General features: G+C 52.9%; 12 protein-coding genes and 1 riboswitch. Of the genes, 3 read left to right on the forward strand and 9 right to left on the reverse strand.

Annotated features, from left to right (window positions below; translation table 11 throughout):
• Positions 1-232 precede the first annotated feature (232 nt).
• Positions 233-1,084, reverse strand: coding sequence for a glutamate racemase (gene murI, locus PSSD_RS07870; protein WP_058970377.1), 852 nt, complete (start codon positions 1,082-1,084; stop codon positions 233-235).
• Complete coding sequence (gene btuB / locus PSSD_RS07875; RefSeq protein ID WP_058970378.1) at positions 1,029-2,900, reverse strand: TonB-dependent vitamin B12 receptor BtuB; 1,872 nt, start codon at positions 2,898-2,900, stop codon at positions 1,029-1,031. Before btuB ends, murI begins: the two co-directional genes overlap by 56 nt.
• Before the next feature lie 69 nt (positions 2,901-2,969).
• A riboswitch (cobalamin riboswitch) is annotated at positions 2,970-3,152 on the reverse strand.
• A 99-nt stretch (positions 3,153-3,251) separates the two neighbouring features.
• On the opposite strand from btuB, the gene trmA reads away from it, so the two are divergent.
• Positions 3,252-4,355, forward strand: a complete 1,104-nt coding sequence (gene trmA / locus PSSD_RS07880) for a tRNA (uridine(54)-C5)-methyltransferase TrmA (protein ID WP_058970380.1) — start codon at positions 3,252-3,254, stop codon at positions 4,353-4,355.
• 35 nt (positions 4,356-4,390) lie between these two features.
• On the opposite strand, the gene PSSD_RS07885 is transcribed toward trmA, so the two are convergent.
• Complete coding sequence (locus PSSD_RS07885; RefSeq protein ID WP_039336515.1) at positions 4,391-4,747, reverse strand: YijD family membrane protein; 357 nt, start codon at positions 4,745-4,747, stop codon at positions 4,391-4,393.
• A gap of 18 nt (positions 4,748-4,765) precedes the next feature.
• Positions 4,766-5,410 carry an HTH-type transcriptional repressor FabR gene (gene fabR / locus PSSD_RS07890; protein ID WP_039336513.1) on the reverse strand — a complete coding sequence of 215 codons (645 nt, stop codon included), beginning with the start codon at positions 5,408-5,410 and terminating at the stop codon, positions 4,766-4,768.
• 193 nt (positions 5,411-5,603) lie between these two features.
• Between fabR and sthA the strand changes: the two genes are divergently transcribed.
• Positions 5,604-7,004 carry a Si-specific NAD(P)(+) transhydrogenase gene (sthA, locus tag PSSD_RS07895; protein WP_021506825.1) on the forward strand — a complete coding sequence of 467 codons (1,401 nt, stop codon included), beginning with the start codon at positions 5,604-5,606 and terminating at the stop codon, positions 7,002-7,004.
• Here the strand turns inward: sthA and oxyR are convergent.
• From oxyR to argC, 5 genes are all read right to left on the reverse strand, one after another.
• Positions 6,987-7,904, reverse strand: coding sequence for a DNA-binding transcriptional regulator OxyR (gene oxyR, locus PSSD_RS07900; RefSeq protein WP_058970382.1), 918 nt, complete (start codon positions 7,902-7,904; stop codon positions 6,987-6,989). The two genes, sthA and oxyR, sit on opposite strands and share 18 nt — an antisense overlap.
• A 266-nt stretch (positions 7,905-8,170) precedes the next feature.
• Positions 8,171-9,544 carry an argininosuccinate lyase gene (argH, locus tag PSSD_RS07905; RefSeq protein ID WP_058970384.1) on the reverse strand — a complete coding sequence of 458 codons (1,374 nt, stop codon included), beginning with the start codon at positions 9,542-9,544 and terminating at the stop codon, positions 8,171-8,173.
• 76 nt (positions 9,545-9,620) lie between these two features.
• Positions 9,621-10,838, reverse strand: a complete 1,218-nt coding sequence (locus PSSD_RS07910; protein ID WP_058970386.1) for an argininosuccinate synthase — start codon at positions 10,836-10,838, stop codon at positions 9,621-9,623.
• A 15-nt stretch (positions 10,839-10,853) separates the two neighbouring features.
• Complete coding sequence (argB, locus tag PSSD_RS07915; RefSeq protein ID WP_039336504.1) at positions 10,854-11,627, reverse strand: acetylglutamate kinase; 774 nt, start codon at positions 11,625-11,627, stop codon at positions 10,854-10,856.
• Between the two features lie 15 nt (positions 11,628-11,642).
• On the reverse strand, positions 11,643-12,647 hold the full coding sequence (gene argC, locus PSSD_RS07920) for an N-acetyl-gamma-glutamyl-phosphate reductase (protein ID WP_058970388.1): 1,005 nt from the start codon (positions 12,645-12,647) through the stop codon (positions 11,643-11,645).
• Positions 12,648-12,816: 169 nt separating this feature from the next.
• On the opposite strand from argC, the gene argE reads away from it, so the two are divergent.
• Positions 12,817-13,965, forward strand: a complete 1,149-nt coding sequence (gene argE, locus PSSD_RS07925; RefSeq protein ID WP_058970391.1) for an acetylornithine deacetylase — start codon at positions 12,817-12,819, stop codon at positions 13,963-13,965.
• The last annotated feature ends 90 nt before the right edge of the window (positions 13,966-14,055 follow it).

The raw sequence follows: 14,055 nt of genomic DNA on the forward strand, positions 1-14,055 counted from the left end.
AGTGCCGCTATTTCTCTAGCGGCGCGGGATGCGTATATTACGCTTTCCGCATTCTCAGTCAAGCATTTATTTTTGCTTTTCTGAAGGTTGCCTTGAAGACCACCTCCTGAACACATCACTTCGTAAGCCGTTGTTCCGTGTCAGTGGAGGCGCAGTATAGGGATTTCTTTTGGACTGACAAGCGCTAAATGCAAATTAAATTCTGAGTGTTGTTTTTTTCGTCGAAACCCCACTAAATCGCCAGTTTTTCCAGCACCGGGAAGCCATAACGCTGTAAAACCGGTGATAATTGCATCACCTCATCATCCATGCGCGTACAGAACGCCATATTCTGGCCAGAAGAAACCGCATGCGGCGCTTCATGCTCAAGTAACCATACGGTTCGACGCGCAATTGCCGCTCCTGAATCCACTAATCGCGTGCCTTCAGGTAACACCATTTGCAGTTCATCACGTAATAGAGGGAAGTGCGTACATCCCAGAACCACTGTGTCAGGCGGTTCTTTCATTCGTAGCCAGGGTTGTACAGCGCGGCGCACATCGGACAGTTCCACCTCTTCGCCATGCAGCTTGGCTTCTGCCAGTTCTACTAATTCCGCAGATCCCAACATTTCGATTTTGCATTCGCGTGCAAACTGCGCCACCAGCTCGTGGGTGTAGGGGCGTTTTACCGTGCCACGTGTTGCCAGCAGTCCTACAACACCATTACGTGTCAGGCGTGCAGCAGGTTTGATGGCCGGGACCACACCGACAACGGGAAATTCGAAGCGCTCTCTCAGTGCCGGTAAAGAAACGGTACTGGCGGAGTTACAGGCGATAATCACTAGTGCCAGCGGGAACCGCTGGGTGATAGCGTGAACAACCGCAACGACACGATCGACAATAAAGTCTTCGCTTTTTTCGCCGTACGGGAAACCTTCATTATCGAAGGCGTACAAATAGTGAAGGTCTGGCAATAATTGCCGGACCTCATCATAGACGGAGAGCCCACCGACGCCGGAGTCAAACACCAGCACGGTGGGACGCAGATCAGAAGCTGTAGCTGGCGCTGAGGTAATACTCCGTTCCTGGAGTTTGATAGCCATACACTGTCTCGTAGTCTTTATCGAACAGGTTGGCAATTCTACCACGAACGGTGAGCTGTGATGTGACCGGATACGACACTGCAAGATCCCATAAACTTACTCCACCCAATTTTACGCGCTGCGCGGTGTAGGAGTGGTTATAGTCGGTGTCATAACGGTCGCCCAGATAATGATAGGTAATGGACCAGTCAAAATCGTAGATCGTCCAGTCGAGTTGATATTTCACCTGCTGCTTAGCACGACGTACCAGCTGTTGGTTGGTTTCAGCATTGCGTGCATCCACATAGTCATAAGAGATCTGATGACTCAATGGGCCAGTATCGAAGGACGCTGTAGCTTCGACACCTTTGATACGCGCTTTGTTGATGTTGTAATAAACGTAAGTGCTTGGGTCGCTATCGATCAGATTGTCGATATCATTACGATAACCCGATACACGCCAGTTGACTGGCCCGGTCAGACCTTCAAACCCACCTTCCCACTGCTTGCTTTTTTCTGGCTTCAGATCCGGGTTGCCATAAGTCTGGCTGTAAAGCTGCCCAAGGTTTGGCGATTTAAAGGCCGTACCATAAGAAGCAAACACACTGTAGCCGTCAATAAATGCCCATGAAGCGCTGCTCTGCCAGGTGTTGTGCCAGCCAAAAGCGTTATTGTCATCACCACGTACGGCACCTTCCAGCGTGACACTACCAAACTGCTGCTGCGCGGTCGCATAAATACCGGTATTACGTTGCTCCTGACCTTCAATAGTGGAGTTAGTGCCGGGTTCAGAAGTTTGTTTCTGCCAGTCCACGCCTCCACTCACCGCTCCGTGCCCTATCTGAACGGTATTGCCCCACTGCAGGTTATATTGCTGCACATCATCTAATGACGCCGTCGCATCATATTTACCGAGCTGAGGGCTGTAGTTGTAATCCTTAGTATGGCTATAACTGGCAATTAACTGGGATGAATAGATGCCCTGATTAAAGCGCAAACCGGTATCCCAGGTTTGGCTGTAAAGCTGGCGAGTATCAACAAAGGTGTTGGGTTCAACGTAAGTCGGATAGCCATCGTAAGCGGTACGATTATCGAAGCCATAGCCACGGACAAACCCGCTAAATTGATCGCTAAACTGATGCTCTAACGAGCCATACAGCGTCTTGCTCATAAAGCCGTCGCGGTCTTTCTGTGCCGGATCGCCGTAAACATCTGGCAGATTGGCCACCACATCATAGCCCTTGGTGTAGGTATAGTTACCTGCCATGGTCAGCTTAGTGGCATCGCCCAGCATTTGCTGCGTAGAGCCGTCGTAACTTTGGTAGCCTTTTGAACCCATCCCCGCGGTCAAGGTAGTACCCGGTTTATCACGACCGGTAATAATGTTAACCACGCCACCAATCGCATCAGAACCATACACCGCAGAACGTGCACCACGGATATATTCGATGCGTTGCACCAGCGACAACGGTATTTGGCTCAAATCAGATGAACCAGAAATACCCGCCTGATTAAGGCGAATGCCATCAATAAGCACCAACACGTGGCTTGAATTTGTGCCACGGATGAACATTGAGCTGGATTGGCCGAGGCCACCGTTCTGCGCGATATCCACGCCAGGTAAGCGCCGCATCACATCAGTGAGGCTTTTAGCCTGCCAGCGATCAATCTCGTCACGGGTGACAACGGTAGTGGGGGCCAGCACTGAAGACACCGGCTGGGCGAAACGGTTAGCAGTTACGATTTGCGTATCATCATCCTGAGCGTATCCATATGCAGCCCAGAGTGAAAGCGCCGTTGCACTGAAGGCAAACAGCGTGGTTTTGCTTTTATTCATTTTTGTAAGCATCCAAAAGACGAAGCAGGATGCCGCAGGCCCACGATCGATAGCACGCGATGATCGTAGTAGTTGCGACGTCACACCGGCAGGTCTTCGGGCTGAGAATCATAAATGGTGAAAAACTTCCCATCCCGTAGGACAGTGTTTATCGATGCGATCACCACGACATTCATTTACCGCTGCGCGTCAGCTCCAGATTTGCACTGGATTCCCTTTTAACTCAAGGAGGCCGGCTGTCGCAGTCTAAGGTTAAGAAGGCCTGAAAGCCATCTTCCTCTCACAGAACTGGACATCAGCAGGTGAATGCCTACAATCGCCCGGCAAGCAGGCTTATTACCAGGATTGAAGATGACACCCGAACAGCTCCCGATTGAACAATACGACGCGCAACTGGCAGAGAAAGTCAGCCGTTTACAGGCGATGATGGCGCCCTTTGCCGCGCCTGACGTGGAGGTGTTCCGCTCACCGGTCAGCCACTATCGCATGCGCGCAGAATTCCGCATCTGGCACGAGGGTGACGATCTCTATCACATCATCTTTGATCAAGAGACCAAGCAGCGCATTCGCGTGGATCAATTCCCTGCCGCCAGCGAACTGATCAACCAGCTGATGCCAAAACTGATCGACACGATCCGTGATAACCCGGCACTGCGTTTTAAATTGTTCCAGATCGACTACCTGTCGACGATGAGCAATCAGATCGTGATTTCGCTGTTGTACCACCGCAAGCTCGAAGCAGACTGGACCGAAGCCGCGACCGTGCTGCGCGACACGCTGCGCGCTGAAGGTATTGACGTACAGCTGATTGGACGCGCAACCAAGACCAAAATCTGCCTCGATCGCGACTACGTCGATGAATGCCTGCCGGTGGCGGGAAAAGAGATGATTTATCGCCAGGTAGAAAACAGCTTCACCCAGCCCAATGCGGCTATGAACATTCAGATGCTGGAGTGGGCGTTGGACGTCACCCAAGGTTCGCGTGGCGATCTGCTGGAACTGTATTGCGGAAACGGCAACTTCTCGCTGGCACTGGCGCGTAACTTCCGCCGCGTACTGGCGACGGAAATTGCCAAGCCATCAGTGGCCTCAGCGCAGTACAACATTGCGGCCAACCATATTGATAATGTGCAGATCATTCGCATGGCGGCGGAAGAGTTTACTCAGGCGATGAATGGCGTGCGCAGTTTTAACCGTTTAGAAGGCATCGATCTGACGAGTTATGAGTGCGAAACCATTTTTGTCGATCCACCACGCAGCGGGCTGGATGAGGAAACGGTGAAAATGGTGCAGGCCTATCCACGCATCCTTTATATCTCCTGCAACCCACAAACGCTGTGCGATAACCTGGCAACGCTGGGTGAGACCCACGAGATTTCGCGCCTGGCGCTGTTCGACCAGTTCCCATACACCCATCATATGGAATGTGGTGTCTGGCTGACGCGCAAAGCGTAAAAAAAACGGGAACCCTGCGGTTCCCGTTGTTGTTTTTAGCTTTTGTTCTTCGCGCGGCGGAAGCGAGTGGCAATCCAGAACACCAACGCCACCATCAGAATGGTCGGGATAAAGTTGGAGCCGATATCCGGATATTCAGCACGCACCAGCGCGCTATACACCAGAATGCCCAGCAGGAAAAACGCCGCAGCCAGTGAAGGCATACCGTCTGGCATGTTGCGGTTCAGATAACGCTGATGCAGGCACCAGGCCGCCAGGCCCAGAGCAATCAACGGGAAAATCGAAAAGGGTACAAAAGTACTAAACAGCACCGAAAAGGAGCCGTTGATCGCTAAACCGGTGATAAAAGCCAGTAACAACGTTCCTTTATCGCGAGGGTTCTGCTCAATCATTTCATTATCCTTATCACATTACTCTTCGGTTTTTTCCAGGGTGACCGCCAGACGTTCCTGCTCCCGGCGATACCAGTAATAAGCACCTTTGGCGATCATGCGTAATTGCAGCACCAGGCGATCTTCCAGCTTGCGACGCTGTTCGATATCCACATCCAGCGCTTCAGCACCTGCACTAAACACGATGGTGACCATCGCCTCGGCCTGCGCTTCAGTGAAGCTGCGCGGCATGCGGTTTTCCAGCTCAAGGTAATCAGCCAGTTCAGCAATAAAGTGCTGAATTTCACGTGCGACCGCAGCACGAAACGCCGCCGAGGTTCCGGAGCGTTCACGTAATAAGAGACGAAAAGCGTTGGGATTGTTCCCGATGAATTCCATAAAAGTGGAGACGGAAGTCTTGATGATGCTGCCGCCTTTCGCGATGCGCTGACGCGCCTGACGCATTAACTGGCGTAGCATCAAGCCACTTTCGTCGACCATGGTGAGACCCAACTCATCCACATCTTTGAAGTGACGATAAAATGAGGTAGGTGCAATCCCGGCTTCACGCGCGACTTCACGCAAACTCAGGCTGGCAAAACTCCTTTCTGCACTTAACTGACTGAAGGCTGCTTCAATCAGTGAGCGTCGTGTACGTTCTTTCTGTTGCGCCCTGACGCCCATGTTCCCGGCCTTTTGAGTGATCTGGCAGGCACTATAACAAACTTTTCAGCGTACAGTGGCGCAAACTTGTGAGCGTCTGTGAACCTCACGCTTTGTCAAAACTGGGCAATTTTCGCTGATAGAATTCAGAAGTGCGCGGCGAGATGTTAGAATCTCGTTGTAAAAATGTGATAGAAAAATAGGACGTACTGGTATGCAAAAGTCTTACGATTACGATGCCATTGTGATTGGCTCCGGTCCAGGCGGCGAAGGTGCGGCAATGGGCCTGGTAAAGCAGGGAGCGCGCATTGCAGTGATCGAACGCTACCATAACATCGGCGGCGGTTGTACTCACTGGGGAACCATCCCTTCTAAAGCCTTGCGTCACGCTGTCAGCCGTATTATCGAGTTCAATCAAAACCCCCTTTATAGCGATCACACCCGGCTCCTGCGTTCTTCATTTGCTGACATTCTGAATCACACTGAAAACGTTATCAGCCAACAAACGGCGATGCGTCAGGGTTTTTATGAGCGCAACCGGTGTGAGCTTTATCAGGGCGATGCCCATTTTGTCGACGCCAACACCATTGAGGTTGAGCAACCGGATGGCACCCGCGAACGCTTAACCGCTGAAAAATTCGTGATTGCCTGCGGTTCACGCCCGTACCATCCAGCAGACGTCGACTTTACCCACCCACGCATTTACGACTCCGACTCCATCCTTAATCTGCATCATGAACCTGGCCACGTGATTATTTACGGCGCCGGTGTGATTGGTTGCGAATACGCGTCGATCTTCCGTGGGCTCAACGTCAAAGTCGATCTGATCAACACCCGCGATCGTTTACTGGCGTTCCTCGATCAGGAAATGTCAGATTCGCTCTCCTACCACTTCTGGAACAGCGGCGTTGTGATTCGTCATAACGAAGAGTTCGAGAAGATTGAAGGGGTGAGTGATGGCGTGATCATGCACCTGAAGTCAGGCAAAAAAGTGAAAGCAGATTGCCTGCTGTACGCGAATGGCCGAACCGGTAACACGGATTCGCTGGCGCTGGAAAATGTTGGCCTTGAAGCCGATGGTCGTGGTCTGTTGAAAGTGAACAGCATGTACCAGACTGCACAGCCACACATCTATGCCGTGGGCGATGTCATTGGTTACCCAAGTCTGGCTTCAGCGGCGTACGATCAGGGCCGTATTGCGGCGCAAGCCATCATCAAAGGCGAAGCCACTGCGCATCTGATCGAAGATATTCCTACCGGGATTTACACCATTCCGGAGATCAGCTCAGTGGGTAAAACCGAGCAACAGCTCACCGCGATGAAAGTGCCGTATGAAGTGGGTCGTGCGCAGTTTAAACATCTGGCGCGCGCACAGATTGTCGGCATGCACGTGGGCAGCCTGAAAATCCTGTTCCATCGCGAAACCAAAGAGATTTTGGGGATTCACTGCTTTGGCGAGCGTGCAGCGGAGATTATTCACATCGGCCAGGCCATTATGGAGCAGAAGAACGGCGGCAACACGATTGAGTACTTCGTGAATACCACCTTCAACTATCCCACCATGGCTGAAGCCTACCGAGTGGCCGCGCTTAACGGGTTAAACCGCCTGTTTTAACGTGGTGCCCAGATAACCCTGCATGTGGGTTTTAATTGCTTCTGCCAGCTGCTCATAGCGGCTGCGCAGAGGCGATCCCGGACGATACACCAGTGCGATAGTACGCTGTGGAACCGGCTTATAGCACGGCAGATAACACACGCCATCACGCACACGCTCATTTGGCACCGCCAGTGAAGGCAACAGCGTAATGCCGCTTCCCGCCGCGACCATATTGCGCAGTGTTTCCAGACTGGTCGCGCGGAAATGGGTATCTTCATCTGCACCCGCTTCGAAGCAGAAGCCCATGGCTTGATCGCGCAAGCAGTGGCCATCTTCCAGCATCAGCAGCTTTTCGCCCGCCAGATCTGACATCGGGACACGATCGCGATCATGCCACGGGTGATCCTGATAGACAGCCAGTTTCATCGGTTCGTCGAACAACGGCACCTCAATGAAGGCTTCGCTCTCTTTGACCAGCGCCAGAATGGCACAATCCAGCTTACCGCTGTCAAGCTGTGCCAGCAGTTGCTGGGTCTGCGCTTCATGCAGATACATTTCGAGTTTGGGGAAGGTCTTGTGCAGCATAGGGATGATATGCGGCAGCAAGTAAGGACCGGTGGTCGGAATCAAACCAATATGCAGCGGTCCGGACATGGCTTCACCCTGTTGGCTCGCCATCTCTTTCAGCACTTTCACTTCACGCAACACGGTTCGTGCCTGGTCCACCAGCAACAAGCCAGCCTGCGTAAATAACACCTTACGGCTGGTACGTTCCAGCAGCATCACACCCAGTTCATCTTCCAGCTTACGAATCTGTCCACTTAAGGTGGGTTGGCTGACATGACAGGCGTCAGCTGCACGCCGGAAATGGCGATGCTCCGCAAGCGAAACCAGATACTCCAGATCACGAATGTTCATTGATATCCTCCAAACCACGATAGCCCGTGGCGATAGATAGAATAGCAATGAACGATTAGCCCTATCAAGCAATGAACAGGAATAATACCGGCCATACGAAGCAATGTAGAAAAGAAGCTGAGATGACATCGAGCATCACCTGCAATCAGCTTGAAAAATCGTGGTGTTGGCCGGGAGTGCCAGCCCTTGATGATGTGCCTATAACAACATGTAATTCTGAAGCTAGAGGTTGGCGGGCTACCGAAAAGGAGCCCGCTTTTTTTTCATCAGCTTAAACGCTTTTTCGCTTCGCTGATGGCGAATGCCACTTGTTGCGGTGCCACACCGCCTTGGGCGTTACGCTTATCCAGGCACGATTGCAGTGACAGGATCGGATAGACATCGTCCTCAATCACCGCACTGAACTGCTTCAGCTGCGCCAGGCTCAACGCTTCCAGCGCCACGCCCTGTTTGATCGCTTCGACCACCGTTTCACCCACAATGTGGTGTGCTTCACGGAACGGTACGCCCTTCGCCACCAGATAATCCGCCAGTTCGGTGGAGTTAGCATAACCCTGCTCTGCCGCCTCCTGGCAACGTGGACGTTTTACCTGAATGCCGTCCAGTACCAGCACCGCCATATACAGGCAGTCACTCCAGGTATCGAGCGCATCGAACAGCCCTTCTTTATCTTCCTGCATGTCTTTGTTGTAGGCCAGCGGCAGGCCTTTCAGCGTCATCATCATGCCGGTCAACGCGCCCTGCACACGGCCACATTTGCCGCGAATCAGTTCCAGCGCATCCGGGTTTTTCTTCTGCGGCATCAGTGAGGAGCCAGACGTCACCTTGTCAGACAGTTCAAGGAAGCCCGCTTCACCGGTGTTGAAGAAAATCAGGTCTTCAGCAAAGCGTGACAGGTGCACCATACCGATCGATGCGTCAGACAGCAGCTCCAGTACGTGATCGCGGTCAGACACGGTATCAAGGCTGTTGCGGGTGGCAGAGGCGAAACCTAACCAGCCCGCCAGCTGCTGACGGTCGATTTCATACGCAGTGCCAGCCAGTGCGCCACAGCCCAGCGGGCTGACATCCAGACGCTTCAGGGTATCCTGCAAGCGGCTTTCATCACGCGCCAGCATCTCAACATAGGCCAGACACCAGTGCGCAAAGGTCACCGGCTGTGCACGCTGCAAGTGCGTGTAACCCGGCATGACTGCGTCTTGATTGGCTTCTGCGGTCGCCACCAAAGCCGATTGCAGCTCACGCGTTGCTTCAAGCAGCAGCGCAACCTGCTCTTTGCACCACAGTTTGAGATCGGTCGCGACCTGATCGTTACGGCTACGGCCGGTATGCAGTTTTTTACCGAGTGCGCCAACTTTGTCGATCAGTTTGCCTTCAACCCAGCTGTGAATATCTTCTGCGTCGCTTTGCAAAATCTGCTCTGGATTGGCGCGCACTTCTGCCAGCAGTTCATTTAATGCGGCTTCCAGCTGCTGTTGTTCTTCGCTGCTCAGCACATTGACGGTCACCAGCGCTTTTGACCACGCAATCGACCCGGTGATGTCCTGCTCAGCCAGACGATAGTCAAAACGCAGTGAGTCATTGAATTGTTTGAACCGTTGGTCTGCTGCCTGCGAAAAACGTCCGCCCCAAAGTGCCATCTGCTTTACTCCTGAATTCTGTTAAAGAAAGGGCGGCTCGCGGCCGCCCTTGCAAAAAATCGTCTCTGCTGCGGTATTACTTCTTCTGCTCGTTCAGTGCACGGATGCGTGAAGAGAGAGAGAACAGACGGATGAAGCCGCCCGCGTGGCTGTGGTCGTACACTTCGTCCTCGCCGAAGGTCGCGAATTCTTCAGAGTACAGGCTGTTAGCAGAGGTTTTCTGAATCGCGGTCGCATGGCCTTTGTACAGCTGCAGTACCACTTCGCCATTCACTTCTTCTGCCAGTGATTCAGCCGCCGCCTGGATAGATTTACGCAGTGGCGCGAACCAACGACCGTCGTAAACTACGTAAGACATCTCATGGCCCAACTGCTCACGCCATTTGAAGCTATCACGATCCAGCACCAGCTGCTCAACCGCACGCAGGGCGTTAACCATGATGGTGCCGCCAGGGGTTTCATAGCAGCCGCGAGACTTAATACCCACCAAGCGGTTTTCCACGATATCAATACGGCCCACGCCGTGCTTCGCGCCCAGCACATTCAGTTTTTCCAGGCACTGGAACGGACTCAGCTTCTCACCGTTTACGGCAACCACACGGCCTTTCTCAACGGTGACGGTCACGTTCTCTGGCTGGTCTGGCGCTTCCAGTGGATCAACGGTCCATACCCAGCAATCTTTGTTCGGTGCGTTCGCTGGGCTTTCCAGTACGCCGCCTTCGGTGGAGATGTGCCATGCGTTCTCGTCACGGCTGTAGATTTTTTCCAGCGAAGCGGTAGTTGGGATGTTGCGTACTTTCAGGTAATCCAACAGGGCTTCACGTGAACGCAGGTCCCACTCACGCCATGGCGCAACCACTTTCAGCTGTGGTGCCAGTGCGGTGTAGGTGGTTTCGAAACGCACCTGATCGTTACCTTTACCGGTCGCACCGTGGCAAAGCGCGTCTGCGCCGACTTTCAGCGCCAGCTCAACCTGCGCTTTAGCGATGATAGGACGTGCCATTGAGGTACCCAGCAGGTAGGTGCCTTCGTACAGTGCGCCAGTCTGCAGCACAGGATAAACGTATTCGCTGATGAACTCTTCACGCAGGTCAGCTACGTGGCATTCAGAAGCACCTGACTGCAGCGCTTTCTTCTCAACGCCTTCCAGATCGGCTGGGTCCTGACCAATGTTGGCCACGAATGCCACCACTTCACAATCGCCGTAATTCTCTTTCAACCATGGAATGATGGCTGAAGTATCCAGACCGCCGGAATAGGCCAGAACGATTTTCTTAATCTTTTGCGTGCTCATGTCTTAAATCCTTGATTATGCGAGAATCCGGGTGCCAATCGACACGCCGTTGAAAAGGGTTGGCAGCTGTTCAGCATGACGCCAGCTAGCAATATCAACCGGGCGACCCAGCGTACGCGCTGCGTCGAGCGCAGCGTTCACTTTCACGATCATGCCATCAGTAATAATGCCTTGAGCAATCAACTGCTCTGCTTTCTCTGCTGTCATCTCTTCGATGCGCTGACCTTTGCCATCGAGAATACCGCTCACGTCAGACAACAGAACCAAATCAGCACCGATAGTTGCCGCCAGCGCCGTCGCCGCCTGGTCAGCATTGACGTTCATCAAGTCACCGCCATCAGTGATACCAATTGAACTGATCACTGGCATGTAGCCTGCACTTAATAAGGTATTCACCAGCGCAGGATTGCCAGGCGTGGCATTGCCCACGTGACCGAGCTCTTCGTCGAACTGCGCCACATTCACCAGGCCAGCATCGCCGAGGCATAAGCCCACTGCGCCAATGCCGTATTTCTTTGCCCACGCTAACAGCGTTTTGTTGGCAGTACCGGCCAGGGCACCGGTAATAATGTCAATCTGATCGGCTGGCGTCACGCGCAATCCGTTCTTCTTTTTCACTGGCAGGGCGAGCTTCTTCATCAGCTCGTCAACCAGGCAACCGCCACCGTGCACAATGATCAGCGGACGCTGATATTCATTACGATACGCCAGCAGGGCATCAAACAGACGGGCCAGCGCTTCTTCGCTATCCAGCAACACGCCACCCAGTTTAATGATCAATGGATTCATTGCAGTTTCCGTCCGTTAAATCAGTGACAGCGTTTCGGGGAAGCCGAAACGAATGTTCAAACACTGAACCGCCTGCGAAGAGGCACCTTTCAGCAGGTTATCTTCCGCCGCCACCACAATCAGGTGCTCGCCTTGCATGGCAAAACCGATATCGCAGAACGGCAAACCGACCACCCCTTTCAGCGCAGGCACGCCTTTGTCATACACGCGCACCAGCGGTTTGTCGTGATAGGCCTTGTGGAAAGCATCGGCGACATCTTGTTGCGTCACACCGGCTTTCAGACGGCAGGTGGTGGTGGATAAAATACCACGCGGGAAGCTGCCAAGATGCGGCGTGAAGATCACTGGCGTTCCCAAATGCGCAACGATTTCAGGGTGATGACGATGGTTAAACAGCCCATAGGGTTGCAGGCTCACTTCACAGAAGCTGGTGCCAACATTGGCTTTGCGCCCTGCACCGCTTACGCCGCTGGTAGCATTTATCACTGGCCACTGTGCATCGTTAAGCAGGCCCGCTTCAACCAGCGGTTTCAATGACAGCTGAGCCGCCGTTGGGTAGCAACCCGGCACGGCGACCAACTGTGCATCTTTAATTTTGTCGTGCTGCCATTCCGCCAGGCCGTAGACCGCTTTGTCCAGCCACTCCTGATGCTGATGGCTGAAACCATAATATTGATTATAGAAAGCTTCGTCGTTGACGCGGAACGCACCGGAAAGATCGAACACTACGCAACCGGCTTTAAGAAAGCCTGGTGCCAGATCGTGGCTGACTTCATGGGCGGTGCAAAGGAACACCACATCGACTTTATCGGCCCATTCTGAGGCATCACTCAACGGCTGCAGTGGCAAATCCACAATGCCTTTCAGCTGCGGATGCAGGTCCGACAGTAATTTTCCGGCATCCGGGCTTTGCGCTGAAACCGCCAAAGCGGTTATGTTCATATGCGGATGGCGATTCAGGTAAGTGGCAAGCTCTACGCCAGCATAACCACTGGCACCAACGATCAGCGTATTCAACATCAGGCTGTATACCTTATTACAGTCACACATTCCGGGTCGCGGCCTTGCCCCGTTGCCCACGATGCCGTTTGCAGAAGATTTCTCTCTTCACATGCAGACGACGTTATTGTATTTTTATTCACTATTAATGCATGAATATTGATACATCCTAACCCAAGGACCGTCAACAGTGAAGACAAAATTACCACCTTTTATCGAACTCTACCGCCAGTTGATTGCCACACCATCGATCAGCGCGACCGACAGCGCCATCGATCAGAGCAATGAAACTTTAATCAATTTACTGGCAGGTTGGTTCCGCGATCTGGGCTTCAGTGTCGAAGTACAACCGGTACCGGGTACGCGCCATAAATTCAACATGCTGGCACGCAGCGGATTAGGTGCGGGCGGCCTGCTGCTGGCGGGTCACACGGACACCGTTCCTTACGATGATGGCCGCTGGACGCGCGATCCCTTTACCTTGACTGAACACGACAACAAGTTATACGGCTTGGGTACGGCGGATATGAAAGGCTTCTTTGCCTTTATTCTGGATGCGTTGCGTGACGTTGACGTGACTAAACTGAGCAAGCCGCTGTACATCCTTGCGACCGCCGATGAAGAAACCACCATGGCCGGTGCGAAGTATTTTTCGGAATCCACCCAGCTGCGTCCGGACTGCGCCATTATTGGTGAACCGACCTCGCTAAAACCGGTACGTGCTCACAAAGGTCACCTGTCGAATGTGATTCGTATTCAGGGCCAGTCAGGCCACTCCAGCGATCCCGCGCGCGGTGTCAACGCCATCGAACTGATGCATGAGTCCATTACCCAGTTGATGCAGCTGCGTAACACGCTGAAAACGCGTTATAACCACGACGGCTTCGCTATCCCCTACCCGACCATGAACTTTGGCCACATTCACGGGGGTGACGCCGCCAACCGAATTTGCGCCTGCTGCGAATTACATATGGATATTCGTCCGCTGCCGGGCTTAACCCTGAGCGATCTTGACGGTCTGCTGAATGAAGCCCTGGCACCGGTTAGCGAACGCTGGCCAGGACGTTTAACCGTAGGCGAATTGCACCCGCCGATCCCGGGCTACGAATGCCCTGCCGATCATGAACTGGTGAAAGTGGTTGAGAAACTGCTGGGTGTGCCGACTGAAGTGGTGAACTATTGCACTGAAGCGCCTTTTATCCAGTTGTTATGCCCAACATTGGTTTTAGGCCCAGGATCGATCAATCAGGCCCATCAGCCAGATGAATTTATTGATACCGCATTTATTAAGCCAACTCATGCGCTTATCACGCAGGTTGTACAGCATTTTTGCCACTGATTAACAATAGATGGGGCAATTCACTGTTAAAACAGCAAATTGCCCGGTCATTGTTCGGGATTTAATAATAAGAATAACTTATCTCGCTTC

Origin of the sequence: Type-D symbiont of Plautia stali, assembly GCF_001485335.1 — a bacterium.
GTDB lineage: Bacteria > Pseudomonadota > Gammaproteobacteria > Enterobacterales > Enterobacteriaceae > Pantoea > Pantoea vagans_C.

Coding starts and splice junctions, on each gene's coding strand:
- murI (WP_058970377.1), bottom strand. CDS start 1,084: ATGGCTATCAAACTCCAGGAACGGAGTATTACCTCAGCGCCAGCTACA.
- btuB (WP_058970378.1), bottom strand. CDS start 2,900: ATGAATAAAAGCAAAACCACGCTGTTTGCCTTCAGTGCAACGGCGCTT.
- trmA (WP_058970380.1), top strand. CDS start 3,252: ATGACACCCGAACAGCTCCCGATTGAACAATACGACGCGCAACTGGCA.
- PSSD_RS07885 (WP_039336515.1), bottom strand. CDS start 4,747: ATGATTGAGCAGAACCCTCGCGATAAAGGAACGTTGTTACTGGCTTTT.
- fabR (WP_039336513.1), bottom strand. CDS start 5,410: ATGGGCGTCAGGGCGCAACAGAAAGAACGTACACGACGCTCACTGATT.
- sthA (WP_021506825.1), top strand. CDS start 5,604: ATGCAAAAGTCTTACGATTACGATGCCATTGTGATTGGCTCCGGTCCA.
- oxyR (WP_058970382.1), bottom strand. CDS start 7,904: ATGAACATTCGTGATCTGGAGTATCTGGTTTCGCTTGCGGAGCATCGC.
- argH (WP_058970384.1), bottom strand. CDS start 9,544: ATGGCACTTTGGGGCGGACGTTTTTCGCAGGCAGCAGACCAACGGTTC.
- PSSD_RS07910 (WP_058970386.1), bottom strand. CDS start 10,838: ATGAGCACGCAAAAGATTAAGAAAATCGTTCTGGCCTATTCCGGCGGT.
- argB (WP_039336504.1), bottom strand. CDS start 11,627: ATGAATCCATTGATCATTAAACTGGGTGGCGTGTTGCTGGATAGCGAA.
- argC (WP_058970388.1), bottom strand. CDS start 12,647: ATGTTGAATACGCTGATCGTTGGTGCCAGTGGTTATGCTGGCGTAGAG.